Origin of the sequence: Kutzneria viridogrisea DSM 43870, assembly GCF_000525635.1 — a bacterium.
Lineage (GTDB): Bacteria > Actinomycetota > Actinomycetes > Mycobacteriales > Pseudonocardiaceae > Kutzneria > Kutzneria viridogrisea.
This window is the reverse complement of sequence record NZ_CP007155.1, coordinates 6,800,919-6,827,144: the sequence shown is the minus strand read 5'-3', so window position 1 is coordinate 6,827,144 and position 26,226 is coordinate 6,800,919. Positions and strand designations below refer to the sequence as shown.

Annotated in this window: 21 protein-coding genes; 20 read left to right on the top strand and 1 reads right to left on the bottom strand. The window is 72.7% G+C overall.

The window, feature by feature from the left end; translation table 11 throughout:
* The first annotated feature begins 13 nt into the window (after nt 1–13).
* From KALB_RS30065 to KALB_RS30025, 9 genes are read left to right on the top strand one after another with little or no spacing between them, the layout of a single operon-like run.
* Nucleotides 14–1,807: a phage tail sheath family protein gene (locus KALB_RS30065; RefSeq protein WP_025359392.1), complete on the top strand. Its 1,794-nt coding sequence runs from the start codon at nt 14–16 to the stop codon at nt 1,805–1,807.
* Nucleotides 1,808–1,819: 12 nt separating this feature from the next.
* Nucleotides 1,820–2,275 (top strand): phage tail protein, encoded by a 456-nt coding sequence (locus KALB_RS30060; protein ID WP_025359391.1) that lies wholly within the window; start codon nt 1,820–1,822, stop codon nt 2,273–2,275.
* A complete protein-coding gene (locus tag KALB_RS44405; protein WP_025359390.1) occupies nt 2,272–4,140 on the top strand; it encodes a phage tail sheath family protein in 1,869 nt (622 codons plus the stop codon). The genes KALB_RS30060 and KALB_RS44405 overlap by 4 nt, the downstream gene beginning before the upstream one ends.
* Nucleotides 4,127–4,627, top strand: coding sequence for a phage tail protein (locus KALB_RS30050; RefSeq protein ID WP_025359389.1), 501 nt, complete (start codon nt 4,127–4,129; stop codon nt 4,625–4,627). Before KALB_RS44405 ends, KALB_RS30050 begins: the two co-directional genes overlap by 14 nt.
* Nucleotides 4,624–5,865: a CIS tube protein gene (locus KALB_RS30045; RefSeq protein ID WP_025359388.1), complete on the top strand. Its 1,242-nt coding sequence runs from the start codon at nt 4,624–4,626 to the stop codon at nt 5,863–5,865. Before KALB_RS30050 ends, KALB_RS30045 begins: the two co-directional genes overlap by 4 nt.
* A complete protein-coding gene (locus KALB_RS47835; RefSeq protein WP_158510844.1) occupies nt 5,862–6,035 on the top strand; it encodes a hypothetical protein in 174 nt (57 codons plus the stop codon). Before KALB_RS30045 ends, KALB_RS47835 begins: the two co-directional genes overlap by 4 nt.
* The gene (locus KALB_RS30035) at nt 6,028–7,113 is read left to right on the top strand and encodes a phage late control D family protein (protein ID WP_025359386.1); all 1,086 of its coding nucleotides are present in this window, start codon (nt 6,028–6,030) and stop codon (nt 7,111–7,113) included. Before KALB_RS47835 ends, KALB_RS30035 begins: the two co-directional genes overlap by 8 nt.
* Nucleotides 7,113–7,784, top strand: a complete 672-nt coding sequence (locus KALB_RS30030) for a phage baseplate assembly protein V (protein ID WP_025359385.1) — start codon at nt 7,113–7,115, stop codon at nt 7,782–7,784. The genes KALB_RS30035 and KALB_RS30030 overlap by 1 nt, the downstream gene beginning before the upstream one ends.
* 5 nt (nt 7,785–7,789) lie before the next feature.
* Entirely contained in the window at nt 7,790–9,253 is a 1,464-nt protein-coding gene (locus KALB_RS30025; RefSeq protein ID WP_025359384.1) for a hypothetical protein, read from the top strand.
* A 65-nt stretch (nt 9,254–9,318) separates the two neighbouring features.
* Here the strand turns inward: KALB_RS30025 and KALB_RS44400 are convergent, their stop codons facing one another.
* On the bottom strand, nt 9,319–10,530 hold the full coding sequence (locus tag KALB_RS44400) for an eCIS core domain-containing protein (protein ID WP_025359383.1): 1,212 nt from the start codon (nt 10,528–10,530) through the stop codon (nt 9,319–9,321).
* Nucleotides 10,531–10,596: 66 nt separating this feature from the next.
* On the opposite strand from KALB_RS44400, the gene KALB_RS30015 reads away from it, so the two are divergent.
* The 11 genes from KALB_RS30015 to KALB_RS29965 all read left to right on the top strand — a co-directional run bounded on the left by KALB_RS30015 (nt 10,597) and on the right by KALB_RS29965 (nt 26,163).
* Nucleotides 10,597–10,983 (top strand): GPW/gp25 family protein, encoded by a 387-nt coding sequence (locus KALB_RS30015; protein WP_025359382.1) that lies wholly within the window; start codon nt 10,597–10,599, stop codon nt 10,981–10,983.
* A 19-nt stretch (nt 10,984–11,002) separates the two neighbouring features.
* A complete protein-coding gene (locus KALB_RS30010) occupies nt 11,003–13,144 on the top strand; it encodes a putative baseplate assembly protein (RefSeq protein ID WP_025359381.1) in 2,142 nt (713 codons plus the stop codon).
* The gene (locus KALB_RS30005; protein ID WP_025359380.1) at nt 13,144–15,165 is read left to right on the top strand and encodes a phage tail protein I; all 2,022 of its coding nucleotides are present in this window, start codon (nt 13,144–13,146) and stop codon (nt 15,163–15,165) included. Before KALB_RS30010 ends, KALB_RS30005 begins: the two co-directional genes overlap by 1 nt.
* The gene (locus KALB_RS30000) at nt 15,162–16,715 is read left to right on the top strand and encodes a hypothetical protein (protein ID WP_025359379.1); all 1,554 of its coding nucleotides are present in this window, start codon (nt 15,162–15,164) and stop codon (nt 16,713–16,715) included. The genes KALB_RS30005 and KALB_RS30000 overlap by 4 nt, the downstream gene beginning before the upstream one ends.
* A gap of 68 nt (nt 16,716–16,783) precedes the next feature.
* Entirely contained in the window at nt 16,784–18,691 is a 1,908-nt protein-coding gene (locus KALB_RS44395) for an ATP-binding protein (RefSeq protein ID WP_025359378.1), read from the top strand.
* Nucleotides 18,688–19,971, top strand: a complete 1,284-nt coding sequence (locus KALB_RS29990) for a hypothetical protein (RefSeq protein WP_025359377.1) — start codon at nt 18,688–18,690, stop codon at nt 19,969–19,971. The genes KALB_RS44395 and KALB_RS29990 overlap by 4 nt, the downstream gene beginning before the upstream one ends.
* Nucleotides 19,968–21,317 (top strand): hypothetical protein, encoded by a 1,350-nt coding sequence (locus KALB_RS29985; RefSeq protein WP_025359376.1) that lies wholly within the window; start codon nt 19,968–19,970, stop codon nt 21,315–21,317. Before KALB_RS29990 ends, KALB_RS29985 begins: the two co-directional genes overlap by 4 nt.
* Nucleotides 21,318–21,352: 35 nt before the next feature.
* Nucleotides 21,353–22,045, top strand: a complete 693-nt coding sequence (locus KALB_RS29980; RefSeq protein WP_042220947.1) for an AfsR/SARP family transcriptional regulator — start codon at nt 21,353–21,355, stop codon at nt 22,043–22,045.
* A gap of 17 nt (nt 22,046–22,062) precedes the next feature.
* Complete coding sequence (locus tag KALB_RS29975) at nt 22,063–23,001, top strand: carbon-nitrogen hydrolase family protein (protein ID WP_025359374.1); 939 nt, start codon at nt 22,063–22,065, stop codon at nt 22,999–23,001.
* 920 nt (nt 23,002–23,921) lie between these two features.
* Entirely contained in the window at nt 23,922–25,037 is a 1,116-nt protein-coding gene (locus tag KALB_RS29970; protein WP_025359373.1) for an HNH endonuclease signature motif containing protein, read from the top strand.
* A 4-nt stretch (nt 25,038–25,041) separates the two neighbouring features.
* Nucleotides 25,042–26,163, top strand: a complete 1,122-nt coding sequence (locus KALB_RS29965) for a MalY/PatB family protein (protein ID WP_025359372.1) — start codon at nt 25,042–25,044, stop codon at nt 26,161–26,163.
* The last annotated feature ends 63 nt before the right edge of the window (nt 26,164–26,226 follow it).

Genomic DNA, 26,226 nt, shown 5'->3' with positions numbered 1-26,226 from the left:
AGGAGGTCCGCGCATGGCCGAGTACCTGACTCCCGGCGTCTACATAGAGGAGACCAGCTTCCGGTCGCGGTCGATCGAGGGCGTACCGACCAGCACCTGTGGCATGACCGGTCTGACCCGCTACGGCCCGGTGCCCTACCTGCTGCCCAACGCCGTGCTGACGCCGAAACCGGTGCTGGTCACCAGCTTCACCGAGTTCGAGCGCGCCTTCGGCGGGCTGGGCCCGGTGCCGGGGCTGCCTGACGACACCAACTACCTGGCCCACGCGGCGCGGGCGTTCTTCGCCAACGGCGGGCACCGGCTCTACGTGCAGCGGGTGTTCCCCTTCGACCCGGCCGCCGACCCGAGCAAGTACTTCGCCAAGCTCGCCCTCGGCAGCCCGAAGCCGCTGGCCACCTGGCACGCGCGCTGGCCCGGTGCCGCGGGCGGTTCGATCACCGTGCGGGTCCAGGCCCGGCGCAGCCGCAACGTGCTGATCGGCAGCGTGCTGCGGGGTGTGGCGCCGGGGGCCGCGGTGGAGGTGGGCGGCTCGGCCGGGGCCGCACTGGACCCGAAGAAGATCCGCATCGTGGCGGGGCAGGCGGGCGCCCTGGGCTACCGGGCCGCGGACGGCTCGGTGGAGGCGCCCACGGCGGGGCAGCAGGTCTACCACGTGAGCCTGGATGTCACGGTCAACGGGGAGGACCACCGGTCGGACACCTACAGCGGGCTGGAACTGGACCGGGCGCACCCGCGCTGGATCGGCAGCGTGTTGCAGGCGGCCGACCCGCCGGACGAGTTCAGCCTGGTGTGGCTGGAGGTCACCGATCCGGTGACCGACCCGGGTGCGCTGCTGGCGGCCCTGCTCACCGACGGGGCGCGGTTGTCCGGTGGGCAGGAGGGCGTGCTCAGCGTGGCCGCGCTGCAGGGCGAGGTGGCCGATCCCGACGACGTGCGCAAGGTCGGCACCGGTCTGGCCGCGCTGGGCGAGATCGAGGACATCGCGATCGTGGCCATGCCCGACGCGGTGCGGTTCGGCCCCGGCAACGAGTGCCGGCAGGCCACCCAGGCCCTGCTCGACCACTGCAAGGACCTGCGCTACCGGGTCGCGGTGGTGGATCCGCCAAGGGACTGCGCGCTCTCGCAGGTGCGCGAGTTCCGCGCGCAGTTCGACAGCACCTACGGGGCGCTCTACTACCCGTGGGTGGAGCTGGTCGACCCGACCGCGGTCCCGGACCCCTCCGCGCCGACCCCGACCCTGCAACTGCCGCCCTCGGGCAGCGTCGCGGGCATCTACGCGCGCAGCGACATCGAGCGCGGGGTGCACAAGGCCCCGGCCAACGAGGTGGTGCAGGGCATCACCCGGTTCGTCACGAACATCACCTACGACCGGCAGGCCGTGCTCAACCCCGAGGGGGTCAACGCGCTGCGCTTCTTCGCGGGCCGCAGCAACCGGGTGTGGGGCGCGCGCACGATGAGCTCGGACCCCGAGTGGAAGTACGTGAACGTGCGCAGGCTGTTCGCCTACCTGGAGCACTCCATCGAGAAGGCCACCCAGTGGGCGGTGTTCGAGCCGAACAACGAGCGGCTGTGGGCCTCGGTGCGGCAGAGCATCGAGGACTTCCTGCTGGTGACCTGGCGCTCGGGAGCGCTGATGGGCACCAAACCGGAGCAGGCGTACTTCGTGCGCTGCGACCGCACCACGATGACCCAGAACGACCTGGACAACGGCAGGCTGATCTGCCTGATCGGGGTGGCGCCCACCTACCCCGCCGAGTTCGTGATCTTCCGCATCGGCCAGTGGACCGCCGACGCGCAGACCAGTTGACGGAGGTGAACCATGGCTGTACGGGACAATCCCTACGGGGCATTCAACTTCATGGTGAAGCTGGGTGACGGCGGCGGCGAGGACCAGGTCTCCGGCGGGTTCTCCGACGTGTCCGGACTGGGCAACGAGGTGAAGTTCGCCGAGTACCGCAACGGCAACGAGGCGGAGAACCACGTCCGCAAGATCGCCAACGTGAACTCGACCGACGACGTCACGCTCAAGCGGGGCCTGATCGGGGACCCGCGGCTGTTCAGCTGGCTCAAGGCCACCCGCGAGGGCGAGTACCAGCCGATGACGGTGACGATCACGCTGCTGGACGAGAAGCGGACCCACGTGTGCCAGTGGGTGCTGAAGTTCGCCCAGCCCAAGAAGTGGGTCGGCCCGGCGCTGGCGGCTAAGGGCGGCGGCGAGGTGGCGATGGAGGAACTGCACCTGGTCGCCGAGAGCATCGAGTTCGCCTCGCTATGACCAGCGGACTGCGGCTGGGCGCCCCGGGTGTCTACACCTCGCCGTCCCGCGTGGAACCGGCGGCCGGGCTGGTGCGGCTGGACGTGGCCGGGTTCGTCGGGGTCGCACCGCGCGGCCCCGGCCACCGGCCGGTCGCGGTCACCAGCTGGTCGGACTACCAGCGCTGGTTCGGCGGCTTCGAGGGCAGGGGCCGCCTGCCCTACGCCGTGCAGGCGTTCTTCGCCCAGGGCGGGGTCCGCGCGCAGGTGCTGCGCGCGGTGCCGCCCACCGGTGGGGACGGGGCCACCGCGCGGCACCGGCTGGTCTTCGGCGCGGGCCTCGCGGTGGAACTGGCCGCGGCCAACGAGGGCAGTTGGGGCAACGACCTGTCGGTCACCGTGCGGTTCGACGCGGTGCAGCGGTTCCACGGCACCGTGCGGGCGGACCGGGTGACCCTGCCCGCGGGCGCCTCGGTGCCGCTGGGCTCCCTGCTGCTGGTCGGCGACGCGCTGCGCTGGGTCGTGGCGCTGACCGATGCCGGGGCCGTGCTGGACCGCCCGCTGACGATCACCGGCGAGCGGGACCTCGCCGTGGTCACCGCCACGGTGCGGATCAGCGACGGGGACCTGGGTTTCGCCCGGCAGGAGACCTGGCCCGGGCTGGGCCTGCACCCGCTGCACCCGAGGTTCGCGGCCAACCAGCTACGGGAGGGCTCGGCGCTGGTGACCCCGGCCGCGCCGTGGACGGATCCCTTGGCGCCACTGGACTCCACGCTGCTGCCGATCGACTCGACCAGGTCGCACGAGGGGGTGGACCGGTGGGCGGAGATCGACCGCCGCAGCTTCTTCGACGCCGAGCCCGCCGACGCCGACCCGCTGGACGAGGCCGATCACCTCGGCGTGGACGTGTTGGGCCGCAACGGCGAGATCGGCCTGCTCTGCGTGCCCGACCTGTACTGGACCTGGGACGGGCGTGGCCCCGTGGTCGACCCGCCGCCCGCGCGGACCGGCGGTGGCTGCTTCCGGCCGTGCGCCCCGGACCCGGTGGCGGTCCAGTACCGGCGCCGCGAGTTGGAACCGGTGCTGGACGGGCGCGATCCCGCCGACCTGGCGGAGATCGTGGCCCGGCAGCACCGGCTGCTGGCGGTCGCCGAGCTGCGCCGGCGGTTCGTCGTGCTGCTGGACGCCCCCGCCGGGCTGCCCGCGGGCGAGGTCGTGGCCTGGCGGTCCCGGTTCGACTCCAGTTACGCCGCCGCCTACTTCCCGTGGCTGGGCGTGCCGGTGCCCGAGCAGCCGCTGGTGCTCGTGCCGCCCTCGGCCTTCGCGGCGGGCGTCATCGCCGCGCGGGAGATCCGGCTCGGCCTGCCCTGGGGCCCGGCCAACGAGCTGGCCGCGGGCGCGGTGCTCGCCAGCGACCTGGTCAGCGACGCCGAGCACGACCGGCTGCACCTGTCCTCGGTCAACGTGTTCCGCGCGGAGCGGGACGGCTTCCGGCTCAGCGCGGCGCGCACCCTGTCCAGCAACCCCGACTACCGGCAGCTCAGCGTGCGGCGGCTGATGACCGTGCTGGCGCTGAGCATCGACCAGCAGGCCCAGCGGCTGGTGTTCGAGCCGGGCACGCCCGGGCTGCGCGACCGCGTGCGGCAGCTGCTCGTGCAGTTGCTGCGCGGGCTCAACCGGCAGGGCGCCTTCGCCGGGGACACCGAGGAGCAGTCCTTCTTCGTGCACTGCGACGAGGGGCTGAACCCGCCGTCCTCGCAGGCGCTGGGCCGGGTGGTCGCCGAGGTCGGCGTCGCACCCGCGGCCCCGCTGGAGTACCTGGTGCTGCGCGTCGCGCAGGACGCCGACGGAGTGTCACAGGTGGAGGTGGGCAATGCCGGTTCCTGAGCTGGTGCAGTCCTTCCGGTTCCAGGTGCGGCTGGACCTCAGCCCCGGCGTGCCCGCCAAGGCCGGGCCGTCGAGCCTGGGCGACGGGGCCTTCGCCGAGTGCGGCGGGCTGCAACTGGAGATGGAGGTCAAGGACCGCACCGAGGGTGGCCGCAACGACTCGGTGCTGCGCAGCGTGGGCCGGGTCAGGCTCCAGCCGCTGGTGCTCAAGCGCGGCATGTTCGTGCCCAGTTCGGGCGGCACGGCCGACAGCTCGCTGTGGATGTGGTTGCAGAACACGGTGGCCGGGGTGCAGCCGGTGGCCCGCTACGACGGCACGGTCCAGGTGTACGACACCACCCGGACCCGGGTGCTGGCCACCTGGACCTTCAGCAGGGGGCTGCCCGCCAAGGTGGTCGGCCCCACGCTGAACGCGCGCACCGGGGAGATCGCACTGGAGGAACTGCACATCGCCCACGAGGGCCTGTTCCTGGCGGTGCCGCGATGACCGCGCCCAAGCTGGAGAAGGCCAGGCTCCAGGAGCTGGTGGACATCGCGGGCCGGTCCGGGCCCAACGGCCAGCCGGTGGTGCGGCCCAGGGACCAGGGCGTGGAGGTGCAGTTCAACCCGGCGAACCTGCGGGTGGCCCGCAGTTCCGCGATCGACACCGGCGGGGCCACGGTCAACACCCAGCACCGCCAACTGGTGCCCAGCCCGGCCAAGCTGACCGTGGAGCTGGAGTTCGACACCACCGACGGCGACGCCAGCGGGGTGCCCGTGGACGTGAGCACCCGGACCGCGCTGGTGCGCAAGTTCGTGCAGTCCCCGGCCAACTCCAAGGGCGCACCGCCGCCCCGGGTCTGCTTCATGTGGGGCAACCTGCGCTTCCAGGGCATCATGACCCAGGCCGACGAGGAGCACGAGTTCCACGGCAGCCAGGGCGTGCCGCTGCGGGCCAAGGTCACCGTCAGCATCACCGAGCAGGACCTGACCCTGGAGTCCGGGCCCGCGGCCAAGGACAGCGGCGGGGCCACGCAACCCGGGGTCTCGCTGAGCGTGGGCCTGGGCGCCAGCGGCAGCCTGAACCCGACCGTGGTGGTCGCGGCCCAGGCGGGGGAGAGCGCACAGCAGCTGCTGGCCCGGCTCAACCTGGACCCGGAGAACTGGCGGGCCGCGATGAACGGGCTGAGCGGCCCGCTGGCGCTGGCGGCGGGCGCCCAGGTCGAGCTGGGCGCCGAGGTGTCGGCCTCGGTCGGGGTGGGCGTCACGACAGGCTTCACCGCGGGCGTGCAGGCCGGTGCCACCGCGGAGCTGGCCGCCGCGCTGGGGCCCGGTGCCGACCAGTCCACCGCGGGCTTCGTGCTCGCCTCGGGCGGCGGGGTCGCGGCCTCGGTCCGGGCCGTGCAGGCCCAGCAGGCGGCCGAGGCCGATCGCGGTGCGCGGGCGGCCTTCGGCGTGCCCGTCGCGCCGCCCAGCCCGGCGGTGGACCCGCGCGCACTGGGCTACGGGCGCGCGATCCCGTTGCGCGCCAGGGCGAACGCCGACACCACCGCCGACATCGCGGCCGGTGGGCGGCGCGGCCTGGCGGCCCGCGCGCGGCCCGGCGAGGTGCAGGCGGCGGGTGGCCCGGCGCAGGCCCCGTGGCAGCAACTGCCGCCCACCTCGGCGGCGGCCGACTCCGCGCAGCGCGACCGCGACCGCCGTCCGAGCACCACCCGGCTGCGACCTGGAGGGCAGTGCCGATGACCGTGCACGTGGCCGAGCTGCACACCGAGGTGGTGCCCGCCGCGCCGAACGCGCCCGAGGGCACCGCGCCCAAGGCGCCGATCGGCACCGACGAGGAGCACTGGCGTACCTGCGCGGCCCGCCTGACCTGGCTGGCCCAGCGGGTGCGCGCGGAGGGCTACGATGACTGATCCCGTTGTCGCCAACGCCTCGCCGGTGTTCACAGTGGACGGTGAGCTGTCCAGGGACCTGGCCCGCGACTGCGTGCGGCTGGAGATCGAGGAGGGCCTTGAGGGGCTGCGGACCCTGCGCGCGCACCTGATCGCGATCGGACCCGGCACCACCGGGCCGCAGCAGCGGATGCTGCACCTGGACGGGCGCGGAGTGGACCTGGGCAAGGCGTTGCGGGTGGCGATCGGCCCCGCCACCGGGCAGCGCTATGCCTTCGAGGGCACGGTCTCCGCGATCGAGGCCGTGTTCGGCGACGGGGAGCCGCCCGTGGTCGTGGTGCACGCCGAGGACGCGCTGATGCGGCTGCGCATGACCCGGCGCTGCAGGACCTACCGGGAGGTGACCGACGCCGAGATCGCCGCCGAGGTGGCCGCGGCGCACGGGCTGACCGCCGACGTGGCCGTGGACGGCCCGCGCTACGACGTGGTGCAGCAGGCCAACCAGAGCGACCTGGCCTTCCTCCGCGAGCGGGCCCGGCTGGTCCGCGCCGAACTCTGGTGCACCGGAAGGACCCTGCACCTGCGCTCGCGCGCCAACCGGGCGGGCACACCGCTGACCCTGGTGCGGGGCAACCACTTGCTCTCGGTACGGCTGTGCGCGGACCTGGCGCACCAGCGCAGTGAGGTGGTCGTCACCGGCTACGACGCGCAGGCCAGGCAGGTGATCAACGAGCGGGCCGGTGCGGAGGTGGTGGACGCCGAGATCAGCGGCGGGCGCACGGGTGCCCGCCTGGTGGGCAGGGCGCTCGGGGGCGCCGGGTCCCTGCGGGTGCGCGAGGTGGCGCTGACTTCCGGCGAGGCGGCCGCCTGGGCCAGGGCCGAGATGTTGCGCCGTGCCAGGCGGTTCGTCACCGTGCAGGCCACCACCCGGGGCACGCCCGACCTGGTGGTGGGCAGCCAGTTGCGGCTGGAGCAGGTCGGCGCCCCGTTCGAGGGCGGCGGCTACCACGTCACCAGGGTGGTGCACACCTTCGACAACGTGCGGGGCCTGCGCACCAGGTTCGAGGCCGAGCGCGCGACCGTGAACGAGGTGGTGTGATGGGACTGCCGACCCCGGCCGACGGCGGAGCGCCCGGCTATTTCGGGGTGTACCCGGCGATCGTGACCGACATCGTGGACCGCGACCGGCTGGGCCGCGTGGAGGTACGCTTCCCCTGGCTGGGCACCGAGGGCGACGAGCAGGTGCGGGCCTGGGCCACGCTGTGCACGCCCTACGCCGACGACGAGCAGGGGCTGCTGGTGCTGCCCGAGGTGGGCAGCCAGGTGCTGGTCGCCTTCGAGGCGGGCAACCTGCGCAGGCCCTACGTGATCGGCGCCGCGTGGAACGGCCGCGAGTCGCTGCCGCACGAACCCGAGGCCGCCAACAACATCCGGATCCTGCGCACCCGCGCCGACTCCAGGTTGACCTTCGACGACACCGCGGGCGCCGAGAAGGTCGGCATCACCATGGCCGCCGGCCACGAGGTGGTGCTGGACAACGCCACCCAGGAGATCACCGTGCGGCACGCCAACGGCTGCGTGCTGCGGATGACCGCGGCCGGTGGCATCGAGCTGACCGCCGTGTCCTCGGTGCAGGTCACCGCGCCCGCCGGGATGCGGGTGAGCACCCCGCTGGCCCAGTTCACCGGCATCGTGGAGTGCCAGGTGCTCAAGGCCGACGCCCTCGTCCAATCGCCTGCCTACACCCCAGGCGCCGGAAACCTCTGGTGAGCCCGATGGACCACGACTTCGCCCTGCGCGCGCCCTGGTACGCCCGGCGGCGCGACCCCGCCGACCCGCTCGCGCCGGTGATCCAGAAGTACGACCGCTCGGACTTCGCCACGCTGATCACCCAGGACCCGACCACCTCGCTGCCGTTCACCGAGGAGGACACCTGGTCCTTCCCCGCACGTAAGCAGGCGGTGTTCATCGGCAAGGGTCGCGACCGGCTCGCCACCCACGTCCTGGTGCACACCGACACCCGCAAGCTGTACCAGGCCAACCACAACCGGTACTACGCCGTGGTGGTGGAGGTGTTCTGCGCCGACGGCTCGCTGGCCCGCGCCGGGTCGCACCGCGACATCGAGGTCGGCATGGTGGTCCGCAAGTGGGACACCGCGCTGGTCGGTGACCGCAGGCCGATCCGCAGGATGGCGCGGGACCTGATGTTCCGGATGGCCGCCGAGCAGCACCCGGGCCAGGACCTCGCCGAGCCCGTGCTGGACGTGCGCAACCTGTGGTGGGCCGACCAGGCCGCGCGGCAGAACTTCGAGCGGCGGCACGCCGGGGTGACCGTCGAGCAGGACCTGAAGTCCTGGAACGGCACCGCATGGGCCAAAACCTCCACAGTGGACTGGAAGACCGAGCTCAAGCTGCCCATGTGGCGACTTCCCCCGCGCGACCGGGACTGCGCCGCGGCCGCCACCCGATCGTTGTGGTTCGGCCTGCTGCCCGTGTACTCCGCCGACCTCGACCCCGACGGGGCGCCCCGGCTGGACGACCAGTCCACCTACCAGGTGCAGTGCTACGTGCACAAGATCCCCGCGCGCGGCCACGAGCACTGCCCGCCGAAGGTGTGGTGGAGCGCGCCCACCGAGGCGTTCCGGCTCGCCTCCTTCTTCGACCCCGAGGGCACCCGCAACCACCGGGTCGCCGTCACCGCCCCGGACCTGCGCGCCCTGGCCGCCAGCGCGGGGCAGCCCCGGGCCGGTGGCATGGCCATCACCACCCCGGCCGAGTCGCAGCTGTCGGCCACCCTTGCCGACGTCACCAAGGGCAACCAGGTCAAGCCGGGGCAGAACGAGGCCGCCGGGGTCTGTACCTTCGCCATCGAGCTGTTCTTCCTCGTCGCCCTGTTCCTGTTCAACCTGTTCCTGCCCGTGGTGGTGTTCCTGTTCCAGCTGTGGTGGCTGCTGGCCCTGCGGTTCTGCGTCCCGCCCTCCGGCTCGCTCACCGCCCTGGAGGACTACTTCGCCGCGGGCGGCAAGCCGGAGAACCTGCCCACCGGCCTCAAGGCGGAGCTGGACAAGGTGCTCGGCTTCCCCGGCAGCGCGGACCAGTTGGCCGGGGACCCGCAGGTGCAGGCCGACCCCACGCTCGTCGGCGACCTGGTCACGGTCTCCCGCCCACCCCGGCCCGAGGACCAGCCCGCCCCGCCCACCCCGTACGAGTCCGAGCCCGACCCGCTCTGCTCGGGCTGACCGCGGCTTCATGAAGGTGCCCTTCAGGGCGTCCAACGTCCCGAAGGGCACCTTCATGCCGGATCTCAGCGGGTCAGATCCACCTCCACGACCTGGTCGACGCGCTGCCAGAACTCCCTGGCACCAGCCATCTTCATGTTCTCCATGGCGGCGTGGAACACCCTGCTCACCCGCAGTTCGTCGGGGTGCCACTGGTAGCGGTCCGCGAGCAGGACGTGCACCCTGGCCTTGCTGGGGTCGGTCCGGTCGAGGATCGTGATCGTCAGGTGGTCCACCTCACCGAAGGTGTAGTGGAGGTTGTCGGTCTTCCAGTCGTCGGTCAGCATGGTCAGTCGTGTGGGTACGCCGACCTGGTTGACACCGGCGACGAGGTGGCGGAAGCCGGGATCGCCGAACAGGTCCTCCGCGCTGTAGGACAGGTCGGTGCCGGTGCCGTCCCGGTAGTGCCGAAGCGTGCGCCCCGCGGGCTCGGTCTGGTCGAACGCCATCTGCACTTCCGCCACGATGAACAGCGTGAGGCAGTCGGCGAGGAGATCGGGCAGTCCACCGAAGAGCGAGTCGATGACGAGATTCGTCCTGGGCCTGCGTCCCTGGGCGTCGGGCAGATCGTGGTCGCCGGTGTGCTGCCCGAGCAGATAGAGGTCGTACAGCGTCTGGATCGCGCGATAGAGCAGGAGAGAGGGCCATTCCATCGTCATCGCGATCCGCAGGAGGCAGTTCAGCGGAATCATGACCGCCGCGGGGATGCGCCCACCGAAGAGCTTGGTTGCCGCGTAGATACCGAGTGAGCGCAGCATGTCGCTGGAGGTGGAGTGCTCCGGCGCGTTCACGTCCACGTCGACCACCCGCGCCGCGGTCTGCTCGGCCTCGACCTCGTGCGGATCGGACCTGCCGCCGTCGATCGGGTCCAGGTGCACGCCTTGGCGCTGCTGCACCACGTGCGTGAGTTCGTGCGCGATGAGCCGGTCCCCGGACAGCGTGCCAGGCCGGTATTCGCCCGCACCGAACATGATGTCGGTGCCCGAGGTGAAGGCGTGCGCGCGCAGCGCCGAGGCGGCCTGCTGCGCGGTGGGACCGGTGTGCACCCGGACCCCGGAGAAGTCGGCGGCCAGCGCGCCCTCCATGTGGCGGCGCGTGTGCTCGGGCAGCGGCGAGCCGCCGGAGGCCGTGCACCGCTGGATGTCGTGCTGGACAGCCGCGGCCTTGGTACGCGGGTCGCACTCGCAGGTGGACCCGATCCCGCATCGCTGGACGGGCCGCTGTCGGTACTGACGCATGGCCGTACGATCGACTCGCGCTGTCACCACAACGTTGCCGTGACGGCCCTCGCCCAGGATCGCCCCATGACGGTGCACACGTGGTTGGGACGGGGACTGCGGTTCCCGGTGCGGCCGGACTCCTCCGGGGCGATCGGGGCGCTGTCCGGGCTGGAGCTGGTCCGCCAGTCGATCGAGGCGATCCTGGACACCGAGCCGGGGGAGCGGGTCATGCTGCCCGCCTTCGGCTGCGGGCTGCGGCGCTACCTGATGGCGCCCAACACGGTCACCACGAGGGCGGCGCTGCGCGAGGCGGTGACCCTGGCGCTGGGGCAGTGGGAGCCGAGGATCTCGGTGACCAACGTTGCGGTGACGCCCGGCGAGGACCCTTCCCTGGTGTGGATCGAGATCGCCTACGTGCTGCTGGCCGACCTGCGGCCGGACAACCTCGTCTACCCGTTCTACCTGCGGTAGCCACCGAGCGGAGGTTGTGATGGCGTTGACCGGCCCCATCCTGGACGACCGCACCTACCAGCAGTTGCGCGAGGAGTTGGTGCGGCGGATCCCGGTGTACGCCCCGGAGTGGACCGACCACAACGAGAGCGACCCGGGCATCGCACTGCTGGAGCTGTTCGCCTACCTGGGCGAGTCCCTGCTCTACCGGTTCAACCAGATCCCGGACACCACGAAGATCGAGTTCCTGCGGCTGCTGGGGGTGCGGCCCCGCCCCGCGCGCCCGGCCAGGGTGCTGCTGACCGCGAGCACCGAGCTGCCCCAGGGCGTGCAGGTGTTGCGCGACAGCGTGGCCCAGGCCGGGGCCGTGGCCTTCCAGACCGAGGACGAGGTCTACGCCTGGCCGCTGGACGTGCTGGCCGCGGGCAAGGGCAAGCTGCCACCGGCGCGGACCGCGGCCGAGGTGGAGCGCCGCGCCGTGGCCAGTGCCATGGCCGGGCTCGGTCCCAACGACGCGCATGAGCACTACCGGACCGTGCTGGCACCGGCCGATCCGATGGACGCCGAGGCCGTGCCGCTGACCGTGTCGGGGACCTGGGACAACACGCTGTGGATCGCCTTGCTGCGCAAGAAGGCCACCGACCCGCAGCAGCTGGCCGGGCGCACGCTGTTCCTCGGGCTGGCCTTCGACGAGACGGTGCCGGCGGACTTCGCCCTACAGGACCTGGACGGCCACGGGCAGGACTACCGGTCCACGGGCCTGGGCATCGAGGCCCCGCCGATGATCTGGCAGCTGTGGGCGGGCTCGGACCGGGACCGGAAGTCGTACTACACCACCGTCGAGGTGCTGGGCGACAGCACCGGCGGACTGGTGAGCACCGGCGTGGTGAAACTGGGGCTGCCCAAGCAGCTGCCGGTGTTCGACCCGGCCCGCACCAACCCGCAGGGCGACCCGGGCTGCCCGCCGGTGCTGATCGACGAGAAGCAGGCCGCGTTGGTGGTCGGCTGGCTGCGGGTGGCTCGGCCGGCCACCTCCGGGGACTCGATCCGGCCGGTGCGCTGGACCGGCGTGAACGCCGTCAGCGCCGTGCAGTCCAGGACCGCCGCCGCCGAACTGCTGGGCACCGGCACCGGGGACCCGGACCAGGACCACCCGCTGACCCAGCGTCCCGTGCTCACCGGCACCGCGCGGGTCCAGGTCGAGGAGGCCGACGGGTGGCGCGACTGGACCGAGGTCGAGGACTTCGTGGCCAGCGCACCGGACGACCGGCACTACACGATCGACCTCACCGCTGGGGTCGTGCGGTTCGGCGCGCCCCGTGTTCCCCAGCCGGGACAACGCATCCGCGTGCTGTCCTACCGCTACGGCGGCGGCCTGGTCGGCAACGTGCCCGCGGGTGCGATCGGGCAACTGGGCCAGGTGCGGGCCGCGAACCCGTTGCCCGCGGTGGGCGGCGCGGACGCGGTCAGCCTGGCCGAGGCCCTGGACGCGATCCCGGCCGAACTGCACCGCAGGGATCGGGCCGTGGTGGCGCAGGACTTCCGCGACCTGGCCTGCGAGGTGACTGGGGTGGTGCGGGCCGAGGTGTTGCCGCTGCTGCACCCGGACACGCCGACCGTGCGGGCGGCCGGGGTCGTGACGGTTGTGGTGTGGCCCGGTGAGGACCTGCGCACCCCGGACGCGCCGATGCCCGACCGGGGGCTGCTGCGCCGGGTCGCGGCGTACCTGGACCAGCGCAGGCTGCTGACCACCGAGTTGTACGTGGTGCCGCCGACCTACCAGCGGATCGTGCTGGCGGCCGGGGTGCGGGTCCGCGCCGGGTACCAGGTGGACGCCGTGCGCCGGTGGGTGGAGCTGATCCTGCGCCAGTACCTGGCCCCGGTGCCGCCGTACGGGCCGGAGGGCGGCGGCTGGCCGCTGGGCCGCACCGTGCGCCGCGCCGAACTGGAGGCGGTGGCCGTGCAGGTGGACGGCGTGGAGTACCTGGAGGACCTGACACTGGGCCGGGTCGACGCCAAGGGCGTGATCACCGAGGCGGACACCGTGGAGCTGGCGCGCTGGGAGGTGCCGCGCCTGGTGGAGATCACCGTGGTGCAGGGCAAACCGTTGCGGCTCGGGGAGAAGTACACCCCGCCCAGCAGCGACCTGATCGTGCTGCCGACCCTGCCCGAGGTGTGCTGATGGACGGCGACCGCGGCTACAGCCAACTGGTGCGGCCCGAGCAGTGGGCGCTGTGCGTCCGCGAGCACACCGCCCTGCTGCCAGGCGGCGGGGTCACCCTGGACTGGGTGGACGACACGCCCCGGCACACCGGCCGGTGCCGCACCGCGCCCGCCGGGCTGGTCTTCGACCGCTGGTGCCGGGCCTACCGGTCCCGGCCCGAGCGGGGGCTGGTCGAGGTGATCCCGGCCGGTGCGAGCAGTTCCGGCACGCACGACCCCGGCATCCTGCGTAGCCCGTTGGGACTGGCCGTGGACTCCGCGCAGCGGCTCTACATCGCCGAGTCCGGCACCGGGCTGGTGCACGTCGTCGACCTGTGGGGCAGGCGGTTGCTGCGCAAGATACCGTTGCGGTGCAAGGACAAGCGGCGTCCGATCGACATCGCGGCGCGCTGCTGCGGCGCACTGGTGCTGGCCGCCGATCCGTACGGGATCGTGCTGGTGGACGGCCGTCGCGGCCCGCTGCCCGGCCCGAAGCTGGTGACCCCGCCCTGCTCCGACGGCATGCTGCCCAGCCGCATCGCGTTGTCGGCGCGCGGCCCGCTGCTGCTGTGGCGGCACCCGAGGGCGGCCCGCGCCCTGGTGTCCACTGTGGACGGGGAGGTGCTCGTCGAGGTCCCCGGCGGCACCGACATCGAGCTGACCCGGGACGGCACCCTGGTGGTGGCACGCCAGCCGGGGCAGTCCTTCCGGCGCTTCGCCGCCGACGGCCTGGAACTGGAACCGCTCGGCGCCCCCGGCTACGACGGCGGGGCACTGGCGGTGGCCCCCAACGGGCGGATCGCCTTCACCACCGCCGAGGGCCTGGCCTGGACCACCGGGTCCAGCGCGGTGCACGCCACCAGCGGCACCGTGCTCAGCTACCGGCTGGACAGCGGCACCTACCGCACCCGCTGGGGACGGCTGTTCCTGGACGCCTGCGCGCCGACCGGCACGAACCTGGCCGTGCGGTTCGCCACCAGCGACGAGGACACCGCCACCGAGCCGCCGGCCCCGCGCCGCGCCCTGTCCCCGCTGTTGCGGCGGCCCACCGGGCGGGAGGCCCCGTGGGCGCAGATCGCCGCGGACGACCAGTTCGAGACCTACGAGTCCCCGGTGACCGCCGAGCCGGGCCGCTACCTGTGGATCACCCTCACCCTGACCGGCACGCGGCGGCTCAGTCCGAAGGTGCGGGCGCTGCGCGTGGAGCGGCCGGGCCACCAGCTGCTGCGCGCACTGCCGCGCGCCTGGTCCCGCGAGGAGTCCGACGCCGACTTCCTCCAGCGCTTCCTCGGCCCCGCCGAAGGGCTGCTGCACGAACTGGACCAGCGCGCCGCCGCCCGCTCGGTGCTGGTCGACCCCAGGGTGACCCCGCAGGAGGCGTTGCCCTGGCTGGCCAGCTTCGCCGGGCTGGTGCTGGACCGGCGCTGGCCCGAGCGGGCCCGCAGGCAGCTCATCGCCAGGGCGTACCCGCTCTACCGCGCCAGAGGCACCAAGCGGGCGCTGACCGAGATCCTCGGCATCTACCTCGGCTACCAGCCGGTGATCGTGGAGCGCTGGCAGCTGCGCGGGCTCGGCGGCACCGTGCTGGGCACCAGCGCGACCGGCCCGCGGGCGCCCGAGGTCGGCGCGGCCACCGGCGCGCTGGGCACCTTCACCGTGGGCGGCACGCTGCCCGGCCAGAACTCGTACTCCTTGGCAGCACACCGGTTCAGCGTGCTGATCCCCGGTGAGCTGACCGCCGAACAGCTCAGCGTGGTCCAGGACGTGCTCGCCGAACACCGGCCCGCGCACACCGAGTACGAGCTCTGCGAGCTCAGCTCCGGCATGCGCGTGGGGCAGCGGCTGCACCTGCGGCTGACCTCCTACGTCGGGCCCGGGGCCAACTGGGCGCCCGCGGTGGTGGACCACACCCTGATCGGCGGGGACGGGGTGATCGGCGTGCCCTCGGTCGGGTCCCGGCTGGGCGACACCTCCGTCGCCGGGCAGGTGAGGGTCGGATGACCGCGCTGACCGTGGACCGCCTCAGCAGCACCGTGCACGGCGCGGACCGTGCGCAGGCCAGCCGGGTGCGGCGCCTGCTGGGCGAGCTCGCCGAACGGCGGCTGGACGAGGCGCTGCGGGCCGCCGAACTGCCGACCGGGCTGTGGTGCCTGCGCAGGCTGGACGTCTCGGTGCGGATGGACTTCGGCCGCGGCGACCTCGCGCTGGCAAGGGACTGGGCGGACACCCTCGTCGGCGCCCTGCGCGCCGCGCTGGCCCAGCGGCCCGGCGAGGTCGCGCACTTCGTGGACCTGCGGCACGCACTGGCCGACCTGGTCGGCTCGGTCGCCCTGGGCAGGACCGACCGGGGCTGGGCGTGGCGGCGGGTGGACCTGTTGGGCGCCAACGACCCTGAGCCCGCTGACGCTCCGCGCGAGGCGATCGTCGCCGCCCTGCGACGGCATCCTCGGTACGCCTTGGCAGCCCTGCTGGCCGCCCTGCGCGAGGCCGGGCCCGCAGCCCTCCAGCGAGTCCTCGGTGCGACCGGCTGGACCGCCGTGGCACAGGCCCTGCTCGCCGCCGGAGGTGTGCCGCCGGGCGGGTTGCGTGCCGTCGCGGGGTCGGTACGAGGCTTGTCGGCGGCTGGGGAACCGCCCGGTGCTGGCCGCTCGCCTGGCGTTGGCGGCTCGGCTGCTTCCCGTGAGGTCTCGCCTGGCGTTGGCGGCCTGGCTGCCGTTTCCCGTGAGGCCTTGCCTGGGGGGGGCCGCTCGCTTTCCGGTGACGGCTCACCCGAAGTGGACCGCCCGCTCCCCGCTGAGGACTCGCCCGCTGTCGACCCGCGCGACCGTGCCGCCGCGGCGATCCTTGCCCGGTCCGCCGCCGCTGGCGCCCTGGTGCGCTCGCGGCTGCGTCCCGACCCGGACACCGTGGCCGCCTGGGCCGTGCTGGTCCTCGCCGAGGCCGAGCCGGGCGCCTTCGCCCGCGCCGACGCGCCCGCCGTGCTGGCCCGCGTCGCCGCCCAGCTGGCGCCGGGTGCCATGAAAGTGCCGTTGCTTGCGTTCAACGCAAGCAACGGCACTTTCATGGCACCGGTACCCACGGAGTGGGCGGGCCTCCCGTTCCTGCTGGCGACGGCCCAGGACGCGGGGGTACCGGCCCGGTTGCTGGCGGACCCGGTGCTGGCGGCCCGCCCGCTGCGCTGGGTGCTGCACGGGCTGGCGACCCGCCTGGTGCCGCTGAGCGAGGACGATCCGGCGGCGTTGGCGTTCTGCGGGCTGGACCCGGCTCAGGTGCCGCCGACGGTCGACGCCTCGCCTGCCTCGCGGGCGGAGCACGAGGCGTTGACGGCCCACGCGTGCCGCTGGGCGGCGGTGACGGAGGAAAGACTTGATCCCGGCACGCAGGTGGCGCACATCGCGCGTCGTCACGGGTGCGTCCAGGGCGAGCCGGGTTGGCTGGAACTGGTGCTGCCGCTGCACGAGGTGGACCTCGCGGTGCGCCGGGCCGGGCTGGACGTGGACCCGGGCTGGGTGCCCTGGCTGGGCGCGGTCGTGAGGTTCCGTTATGAGTGAGCTTGCGAACGAATCAATGAGCACAGGCCGGCGCGAAGCGCTGCACCGAGCGCTAGCGAGGTGCGGCGATGAGTGAGCGGACCAGCCACGACCTGACCGCGCGCGCGGCCGACCTGGCGGTGCGCGTGGCCGACCTGCTCGACCAGCGATGCAGCGTCGAGTCCGGGGCGGCGCAGACGGCGGAGTTCCTGCGGGCGTGGGGAAAGCAGGCGCAGGCGGACCGCTGCGAGGAGCAGCCGTTCGATCTGGTCGCGGCGCGTTTCGGGCTGACCGAGCAGGAACAGCAGGTGCTGTTGCTGGCGGGTCTCGCCGAGGAGCACGAGGGGATCGCGGGCACGTTCCGCGCGCTGCACCCGCGTGGTGAGCCGCACCCGACCACGGGGCTGGCGGCGCTGCTGCTCGGGGGTGACCGGGCAGCGGTGCGCCGTCTGCTGACGGAAGGCGCGGCGGTGCGGGCCGGGCTGCTGCGGTTCGGCGCCGAGGGCACGTTCTTCGAGCGGTCGATCACTGTGGCCGATCGGCTCTGGGAGGCGCTGCACGGGCACGAGGGCTGGCCCGCGTCGATCGAGCGCGTGCCGGTCGAACCCGCGCCCGGTGGTCTGGACCGCTGGCTGGCGTGGCCGCAGGTACGCCGGGTGGCGGTTTCCCTGCTGGCCGCCGATGACCGCACGGTGCTGGTCGCCACGCCGGAGGAGGAGATCGCGCTCAGCAGGTGCGCCGCGGTCGCCGACGCGGCAGGCACCCCGCTGGTCGCCGGGCGGGTCGCGGCACAGGACCCGCACGGGATCGCCCTGCTGGCCGCACACGCCGCCGCCCGCGGCGCGATCCCGGTCCTGGTGCTGGCCGCCCACGCCGAGGGCACGCCGCCCGCCACGCTGCGGATCGCCGCCCCGGGACCGGTTCTCGTGGTGAGCGGCGGCCCCGTGCGCGCCGTGGGCCACCGCCCGCTGCTCACGCTGCCGACCGGGCCGTTGGACGGCACCGACCACCGAGCCACGTGGGCCGCCGCCCTGCCCCGGCACGGCGAGCTGGCGCCCGCGCTGGCCGCCCGCCACGCGGTGGACCCCGCGCACACCACGCAGATCGCCGCCGATCTGCGCGAGCCGGTGGACCTCGCGCAGGTCGCGAGCGCGATCCGGGCCAGGGCCGGTGCGGTGCTGCCCGCTGGTGTGGACCTGAGCACCCCCGACGTGCCGTGGCACCGCCTGGTGCTGCCGCAGGACCAAGCCGGCCAGTTGCGCGCCGCGGTGGACCGGCTGGAGCAGGCCGCCACGGTGTTGGACGACTGGGGATTCCGCGCGCGGGCCAACGCCTCCGGCGGCACACGACTGCTGTTCACCGGCCCGCCGGGCACCGGCAAGTCCCTGGCGGCCCAGGCCGTCAGCAGCGCGGCGGGCACCGACCTGCTGACCGTGGACGTGTCCCGGGTCGTGTCCAAGTGGATCGGTGAGACGGAGAAGAACCTGGCCTCGGTGTTCGAGGTGGCGCAGCGTACCCAGGCCGTGCTGTTCATGGACGAGGCGGACGCGCTGTTCGGCACCCGCACGGAGATCGGCGACGCGCACGACCGCTACGCCAACCTGGAGACCGCCTACCTGTTGCAGCGGCTGGACCGCTTCGACGGGGTGGTGCTGCTGGCCAGCAACCTGCGGCACAACATCGACCCGGCGTTCCTGCGCCGGATGGACCTGGTCGTGGAGTTCCCGCAGCCCGACGAGTCCTGCCGCCACCGGCTGTGGGACCTGCACCTGCCCGAGCGGGTGCGCGGCCCCGACGTGGACCTGGCCGTGCTGTCCCGGCTGTACCCGGTCGCCGGTGGCTGGATCCGCAACGCCGTGATCGCCGCGGGGTTCGCCGCGGCCCCGGCGGGACCGGTCCGCCAGCACCACCTCGTCGCCGCGATGCGCCGGGAGTACGCCAAAGCGGGGCAGCCGTTTCCCGGCGAGCCCACCAACCTGATGGAGACGAGGACATGACCACCTGTGACGACACCGCCGCACCCTGCGCCTCGTGCTGTGCGGCCGACCTGCCGGTGAACCCCTTCGTCGCCCTGCGGGTGGCGTTCGGCATGCTGCTGGGCGAGGACGACTTCCGCACCCTGATGGGCAACTCCCGGGGCAAGCAGATGCTGCACTCGGCCTGGCTGCACGGATCCGGTGTGGTGTGGGGCATGCGCGCCAGGCTGGACGGCGAGTTCCTGCTGCGGGTCTCGCCTGGCCTGGCCCTGGACGGGCACGGGCGGGAGCTGCACGCGGAGACCGGCTGGTGCCTGGACCTGCGCGACTGGCTCACCAGGAACCAGCACACCGCCGACTCCGCCAACGAGGGTGACACGAAGGTCATCCACACGCGGCTGCTCGCGGAGTTCTCCTGCCGACCGAGCAACCTCGTGCCGACGCTGGCCGACCCCTGCGACGTCACGCGCAAGCGCGACGACTACTCGCGCGTCCTGGAGACGGTGCACTTCACGCTGAGCGCCGACCCGGTCGAGCCGGTTCCCGTGCCGTACCGGCGGGTGCGCGCCCTGCTGGGGCTGGGCGAGGCCGACACGGAAGTCGACAGCGCGTCCTGCCTGCCGCCCGAGCAGCGCGCGGCCGAGCTGCTGCACAAGCTGCGCGTGCTGGCCGCCGCCGACTCCGCCGAACTGGCCCCGCCCAGCGCCGAGGAGCCCTTCCCGGTCACCGAGCTGAACGCGCCGGTGCTGCTGGCCGAGGTGGCGATCACGGTGCGGGTCGCCGACGGGGCGATGACCATCGTCAAGGTGGACCTGAGCCCGGAGGTCCGCACGACCCTGCTGCCCACCTGGCTGATCCAGGAACTGACCTGCGGGCTGGCCCCCGGCCTGCTCGGCCCGGACACCCAGCCCGACGCGGGCGGCCCCCGGCTGGACCCCGGTTCGCTCAAGTGGTCCGCGAACGGCGACCAGTTGACCTTCGAGGTCACCGCCGCGCTCAACCCGCGCTCGCTGCGCAGGGCCGTGCGGGTGACCTCGCTGTCGGCCGACCGGGGCTGGGTGGACGAGGACATCGACGCCGTCCGCGTGGACGAGGAGTCGGGCACCCACGTGACGGTGGAACTGGCCGGGCGGCTGTCCAACGAGCTGGTGCGGCTGACCGTGCGCGGCACCGGCCCCGAACCCGCGTTCGGCGTGCACCCCGCGGTGCCCCTGGCCGGGGTGCGCGGCGGCCCGCCCGGCAGCAGGCACGACGGTCACGACGCCGCGCTGACCTTCACCTTTGGGAGGACCCAGGCATGACCACCCCGAGCAGCACCGAACAGGACACCCCGACGGTCGGCGGGGCGATCGCCCGACTCAACGCCCAGGACGGCCTGTTCCTGCGCGCTGAGCACCTGACCCTGATGCAGGACTACAGCGAGGACCTGGCCAAGGCCCTCGGCACGGCCTGCGGCCCCGGGGTGGTGCACGGCTTCCCGGTGACGCTGGCCAAGGACAAGGTCGTCGTGGGGCCGGGCCTCGCGGTGGACCCCAGCGGAACCGTGCTGGAGAGCAAGAAGACCGACGCCAAGGTGAGTTTTCCCAAGGAACCGCTGCCCGCGGACGGCTTCTACGTGGTGCAGTTGCTGGAGGGCAAGTGGTTCTACGGCACCGACAGCGTCTACGGCAACCCCTGTGACGACACCTGCTCCGGTGCGACCGCACTGCACCCCAACGAGGGGCGGGGCATCACCGTGATGCTGACCCCGGCCACCCTGAGCGGTTTCGACGGGCAGGCCAGCGACAAGCGCCGCAACTGGTTGGCCTCGCACTACTTCGAGCGCGAGCGCGGCTACGCCAAGCCCTGGCTCCAGCAGCCCGCCCCGGGCCGCGTGGTGAGCCCGTTGCAGAGCCTGGCCTGGTCCACCGGGCTCGACGCGCCCGCCACCTCCGGCGTGCCGATCGCCGTGCTGTTCACGGTCAACGGCAAGTGGCAGGTCGACACCTGGACCGCACGCCGCGACCTCAGCGGGTCCACGGCGTTGCGCGGCTGGCAGTGGCGGCTCGCCGGTCGGCCCTGGGACGTGTTCCTGGCCCAGGTGCTGCAGTTCCAGGACCAGCTGTCCACGCGGTCCGCGGCCCAGGTGACCTCGCTGGACCAGGTCGTACAGTGGCTGGACGCCGCGCGTGCGGACGTCACCGGTGGGGCCTCGGCCAGCTCGGTGGACCTGCTCAACTCCGCGATCGGCGCGCTCAGCGGGGCACAGGCCCCCGCGGCGCAGGCGGTTTCCCTGGTGGAGCGGGGGTTCCAGGACCTGCCGCCAGCGGGGTTCCTGCCGGTGGACCCGAAGGGGAACGTCGCCGAACAGGTCACCGCGCTGTTCCCGGCCACCGTGCCGCTGACCTTCTACACCTGCCGCTTCGACTACACGCCGCAGGTGCTGGAGAGCGCCCAGCACAGCGACCGGATCCCCTTGGACGGCAGCGAAGCCGGTCTCGGGGTCGACGTGTTCATCCCCTCCGGGCAGCCGGACTGGGTGGTCTTCGCCCGCAACAACGAGCCCGTTCCACTGGGCGGTGGCACCGCGATCGGGGCGCGCGCCACGACCAGGGCACCGAAGGCCGCGGCCCGTCGTGGTGACGCTGGTGTGACGAGGCGCGCATAGCCTCTGCTCCTGATGGGCGAGGATCGGGAGATCAGATGGCGGCAGCGGTGATGGTGCACCTGTTCCGGGGTCCGTACGTGACGCAGGGGACGCGCAGGGTGGAGGTGCCGGAGGCGAGCAAGCGCCTGCTCGCCTTCGTGGCCCTGCACCGCAGACGGTTGGAGCGCAGGTTCGCGGCAGGCCACCTGTGGCCGTGCGCCGACGACGCGCGGGCCGCGGCGAACCTGCGCTCCACGCTGTGGCGGTTGCGGCGCATCGGGGTCGACCTGATCAGCGCGGACAAGTGGTCGCTTGCCCTGCGGCCCGAGGTGCTCGTGGACATCGAGGTGGCGGGGGACTGGGCGGGACGGCTCATCGACGGCAGCGCGGGCACCGAGGACCTCGTGCTGCACCCGTGGTGGACCGAGGCCCTGGACCTGCTGCCCGGCTGGTACGAGGACTGGGCCATCGGCGAGCGCGAACGCCTGCGCCAGCGCACGCTGCACGCGCTGGAGGCGCTCAGCCGCAGGTTCGCCGCGCTCGGCCGCTGCGCCGAGGCCGTGGAGACCGCGCTGGCCGTGGTCGGCGCGGACCCGTTGCGGGAGAGCGCCCAGCGTGCGCTGATCGACGCACGTCTGGCGCACGGGGACGACGTGGCCGCTCGGCGCGGGTACGAGCTGTACCGCGAGCTGCTCGGCCGGGAACTGGGCCTGGCACCGGCCGCGGACCTGTTGCCCAGGACGGCCTGACCCGAGACGATCACGGCATGCGTGTTGCCGCTGCCCAACTCCGTTGCCCCCTGCTGGATCCCGCCACCGGTGTGCGCAAGGTGCTCGACTCGCTGCGCTCGGCCGCGGCGCGGGACGTGCACCTGGTGGCCTTCCCCGAGGCGTTCCTGTCCGGGTACCCCGTCTGGCCGATGATCACCGACGGGGCCCGGTTCGAGGCCGCGGTCCAGAAGGCCGCCTACGCGGCGTACCTGGACGCCGCCGTGGAACTGGACGGCCCCGAACTGCGCCAGGTCGCCGAGGCCGTCAGCGACCTGGGGGTGTTCACCTACCTCGGCATCACCGAGCGCGGGACCGGTCCCGGCCGGGGCACCGTGTACTGCACCTTGGTCGCGCTCGCGCCCGGCCGGGGCGTGGTCAGCGCGCACCGCAAGCTGATGCCCACCTACGAGGAGCGCCTCGTGTGGGGCACCGGCGACGGGCACGGCCTGCGCGTGCACGAGGTCGCCGGGATGCGCGTTGGCGGCCTGTCCTGCTGGGAGAACTGGATGCCGCTGGCCAGGCACGCGCTCTACGCGGGCGGGTCCGACCTGCACGTGTCCACCTGGCCCGGCGGCCCCGCGCTCACCAGGGACATCACCCGGTTCATCGCGCTGGAGGGCCGCATGTACTCCCTGGCCGTCGGCGCGATCATCGACTACGCCGACGTGCCAGCCGGTTTCCCGCTGCGCCAGCAGATGCTCGACTCCGGCGAGACCTCGCCCTACACCGGCGGCTCCGCCATCGCGGGCCCCGACGGCAAGTGGATCGTCGAACCAGTGGACGGCGAGGAGCGCCTGCTCGTGGCCGACCTGGACCCGGCCGCCGTGCGCGGAGCACGCCAGAACTTCGACCCGACCGGGCACTACGCGCGCCCCGACGTGTTCCAGGTGACGGTAAACCGCACCCGGCTGACCGCCGCCCACTTCCAGGACTGACGTGTGTGGTTTTTCCCCCGGCGAGTCCCGGTCTGGGGTGGGTGAGTCCCGGTGTGGGGAGGGCGAGTCCCGGTGTGTGGGGCGTGAGTCCCGGTGTCCGGAGCGCGAGTCCCGGTCTGGGGAGGGCGAGTCCCGCTGTGGGGAGCGCGAGTCCTGGTCTGGGGTGGGGGTGAGTCCCGTTGTGCGGGAAGGGGTGTTGGTGGGTGGTGTGCGGGGTGGTGCCGGGTTGGTGACGTGGTTTGGTTTGGTGCGGGTCCCTCGCGGCGGCCTTGGATCGGGGTTTCCGTGGCATGGAGGGATGCCCCGATACGCCGACGAGCGTAAGGCCGCCGCTACCCGCACAAAACCAACCCGTTTGGTGGGCGGTGTGCGTGGGGTTGGTGGTGCGGCACGTGGGGGTTGAGGTGCGTGTCGGACGTTGCGGGGTGGTGTGTCGGCGGTTGGGGTGCGGTGTGTCGGACGTTGGGGTGTCGCGTGTTCGGTGTTCTGGGGTGGTGTGTCGGACGTTGCGGGATGGTGTGTCGGTGGTTCCGGGGGTGCGTGTCGGACGTTCCGGTGCGGCGTGTTCGGCGTTCCGGTGCGGTGTGTCCCGATGACTGGAGCGCGAGTCCCGGTCTGGGGTGAGTGAGTTCCGTTCTCCGGCAAGCGAGTCCCGTGCTGGGGAGGGTGAGTCCCGTGCTGAGGGGCGCGAGTCCCGTTCTGGGGTAGGTGAGTCCCGGGCTCCGGTGGGTGAGTCCCGCTGACTGGAGGGTGAGTCCCGTTGTGGGGAGCGCGAGTCCCGCTCTGAGGAGGGTGAGTTCCGTTCTGGGGTGGGTGGGTCTCGTTGACTGGCTCGGGTTGGGTTTTGGGTGTGGTCACCCACATGGGTAGCCATTGGCGTGCAACGGTTTTTGTGCGAAATAGGGGGTAGAATTGTTGGTATGACAGCATTCGTGGAGACTCGGCATGCCGCAGGGTTGTGGCGGTCGGGGGACGCGGAGCTGTTGGGTGAGTTGCAGGACGCGGAAGTGGTTCTGCGGCAAGCCTATGCGAAGGTGTTGGGGTTGGTTGCGGAGGCGGATGCGCGGGGTGTGGCGGAGCGGGTGGGGTATCCGAGCTTGAGTGAATTGCTGCGGAGTGTTCTGCTTGTCAGCAAGCGGGAGGCGAAGCAGAGGATTGTGCATGCGGGTGTTCCGGTGCCGGTTCCGCTTGAGCCTGAACAACTTTCGGTGATCGACCGGGTGCTACGGGAGCTGCCGCCGCATGTCGGTGCGGCCGACCGGGAGCAGGCTGTCGAGGTCCTGGCGGCAGCGGCCCAGTCGCTGGATGCCTCCAACCTGGTGCCGCTGGGCCGGGAGATCGTCAACCGGCTGGACCCTGACGGGGCGCTACCGAGCGAGGACGAACTCGCCCATCCCCGACGCGAGTTCCGCTACGACACACGGCGGGACGGGTCAGTGCGGTTCCAGGGGTGCCTGGACGCGGAGACCGGCGCACTGCTGGGGGCAGTGCTCAGCCCGTTGGCGAAACCACACGACGCCAGCGACACCCGCACCCTGCCTGAGCGGCAAGGGGACGCGTTCGCGGAACTGCTGGAGACCAGTACCACGCCGACGGAGGGTGGGGAACGTCCGCACATCGCGGTGACCATCGACTGGCACACGCTAAAAACCGGCACAGGAAAAGCCGAACTCGCCCCATCAGCGATCCGCCGACTGGCCTGTGACGCGAAGATCCTCCCAGTAGTGCTGGGCAGCAACTCCGAACCCCTCGACGTCGGGCGGATCAGCTACACCGTGCCGCCCCACCTCCGACGAGCACTGATCGTCCGGGACAAGCACTGCGCATTCCCGGGATGTAGGCGAAGGCCCAGCACCTGCCACGTGCACCACATCATCCACTGGGCGAACGGAGGGGACACCGCGCTGTCCAACCTGGTGCTGCTGTGCGGGATGCACCACAGGCTGATCCACCACAGCGGCTGGACAGTACGAATCACCAACGGGCGGCCGGAGTTCACGGGACCGGAATTCCTGAGGTGCAGACAAGTATGCTGATCGGATGAGCAACCCGTTGAGCGCCTTCGACTTGGTGCAGTTGCGGCAGCGGCGCAGCGTGAAGTGGGCCGAGTACGGGCCGGAGGTGTTGCCGGTCTGGGTGGCGGAGATGGACACGCCGTTGGCGGAGCCGGTGGCGGCGGCGTTGACGGCGGCGATTGGGCGCGGGGACACGGGGTACGCGAAGCCGGGCGGGTTGCTGGAGGCCTTCGCGGGGTTCGCGGAGCGGCGCTACGGGTGGCGGGCCGACCCGGCGGGCATGCGGCTGGTGCCGGACGTCATGACGGGCATCGTGGAGGCGCTGGGGCAGGTGACGGCGCAGGGGGACGCGGTGGTGGTGAACAGCCCGGGGTATCCGCCGTTCTTCTACTGGCTGGAACGGATCGGCCGCGAGGTGGTGCGCAGCCCGGGGCTGGACCTGGACCGGTTGGAACGGGACTTCGCGGCGGGGGCGAAGGCGTACCTGCTGTGCAACCCGCACAACCCGACGGGGCGGGTGTACACGGCGGAGCAGTTGCGGGCGGTGGCGGGGCTGGCGGACCGCTACGGGGTGCGGGTGGTGGTGGACGAGATCCACGCGCCACTGACGTACCCGGGGGAGCGGCACGTGCCGTTCGCGACGATCGACGCGGAGTCGGCGGCCCGGTCGATCACGCTGGTGTCGGCATCGAAGGCATGGAACCTGGCGGGGCTCAAGGCGGCGCTGGCGGTGCCGGGGCCACAGGCGCGCGCGGAGGTGGCGGCGATCCACGAGGAGGTCAGCGAAGGAGCGGGCCTGTTCGGGGTGATCGCCTCGGAGGCGGCGTTCACACAGGGCGAGCCGTGGCTGGACGCCCTGCTGACGGGGCTGGACGAGAACCGGCGGTTGCTGGCGCGGCTGTTGGCGGAGCACGTCCCGGCGGTCGGGTACGAGGTGCCGCAGGCGACGTACCTGGCGTGGCTGGACTGCCGGGGGCTGGGCATCGAGGGCGACCCGGCCGAACTGTTCCTGGAGCGGGGCGAAGTGGCGTTGTCGCCTGGGCCGCGCTACGGGGTGCCCGGGTTCGCCCGCTTCAACTTCGCGACGGCACCAGAGCGGGTCACGGAGGCGGTGCTGCGTATGGCCAAGGCGCTCACGGACCGTTAGAGCTCGTATCCATAACGTGCACGTTATGGGCATTGGGATTACCACGGTGCCGCCGTTCGCGTG

Bases quoted from the DNA above. Each gene is read 5' to 3' on its own strand.
- KALB_RS30065 (WP_025359392.1), top strand. From the start codon at position 14: ATGGCCGAGTACCTGACTCCCGGCGTCTACATAGAGGAGACCAGCTTC.
- KALB_RS30060 (WP_025359391.1), top strand. From the start codon at position 1,820: ATGGCTGTACGGGACAATCCCTACGGGGCATTCAACTTCATGGTGAAG.
- KALB_RS44405 (WP_025359390.1), top strand. From the start codon at position 2,272: ATGACCAGCGGACTGCGGCTGGGCGCCCCGGGTGTCTACACCTCGCCG.
- KALB_RS30050 (WP_025359389.1), top strand. From the start codon at position 4,127: ATGCCGGTTCCTGAGCTGGTGCAGTCCTTCCGGTTCCAGGTGCGGCTG.
- KALB_RS30045 (WP_025359388.1), top strand. From the start codon at position 4,624: ATGACCGCGCCCAAGCTGGAGAAGGCCAGGCTCCAGGAGCTGGTGGAC.
- KALB_RS47835 (WP_158510844.1), top strand. From the start codon at position 5,862: ATGACCGTGCACGTGGCCGAGCTGCACACCGAGGTGGTGCCCGCCGCG.
- KALB_RS30035 (WP_025359386.1), top strand. From the start codon at position 6,028: ATGACTGATCCCGTTGTCGCCAACGCCTCGCCGGTGTTCACAGTGGAC.
- KALB_RS30030 (WP_025359385.1), top strand. From the start codon at position 7,113: ATGGGACTGCCGACCCCGGCCGACGGCGGAGCGCCCGGCTATTTCGGG.
- KALB_RS30025 (WP_025359384.1), top strand. From the start codon at position 7,790: ATGGACCACGACTTCGCCCTGCGCGCGCCCTGGTACGCCCGGCGGCGC.
- KALB_RS44400 (WP_025359383.1), bottom strand. From the start codon at position 10,530: ATGCGTCAGTACCGACAGCGGCCCGTCCAGCGATGCGGGATCGGGTCC.
- KALB_RS30015 (WP_025359382.1), top strand. From the start codon at position 10,597: ATGACGGTGCACACGTGGTTGGGACGGGGACTGCGGTTCCCGGTGCGG.
- KALB_RS30010 (WP_025359381.1), top strand. From the start codon at position 11,003: ATGGCGTTGACCGGCCCCATCCTGGACGACCGCACCTACCAGCAGTTG.
- KALB_RS30005 (WP_025359380.1), top strand. From the start codon at position 13,144: ATGGACGGCGACCGCGGCTACAGCCAACTGGTGCGGCCCGAGCAGTGG.
- KALB_RS30000 (WP_025359379.1), top strand. From the start codon at position 15,162: ATGACCGCGCTGACCGTGGACCGCCTCAGCAGCACCGTGCACGGCGCG.
- KALB_RS44395 (WP_025359378.1), top strand. From the start codon at position 16,784: ATGAGTGAGCGGACCAGCCACGACCTGACCGCGCGCGCGGCCGACCTG.
- KALB_RS29990 (WP_025359377.1), top strand. From the start codon at position 18,688: ATGACCACCTGTGACGACACCGCCGCACCCTGCGCCTCGTGCTGTGCG.
- KALB_RS29985 (WP_025359376.1), top strand. From the start codon at position 19,968: ATGACCACCCCGAGCAGCACCGAACAGGACACCCCGACGGTCGGCGGG.
- KALB_RS29980 (WP_042220947.1), top strand. From the start codon at position 21,353: ATGGCGGCAGCGGTGATGGTGCACCTGTTCCGGGGTCCGTACGTGACG.
- KALB_RS29975 (WP_025359374.1), top strand. From the start codon at position 22,063: ATGCGTGTTGCCGCTGCCCAACTCCGTTGCCCCCTGCTGGATCCCGCC.
- KALB_RS29970 (WP_025359373.1), top strand. From the start codon at position 23,922: ATGACAGCATTCGTGGAGACTCGGCATGCCGCAGGGTTGTGGCGGTCG.
- KALB_RS29965 (WP_025359372.1), top strand. From the start codon at position 25,042: ATGAGCAACCCGTTGAGCGCCTTCGACTTGGTGCAGTTGCGGCAGCGG.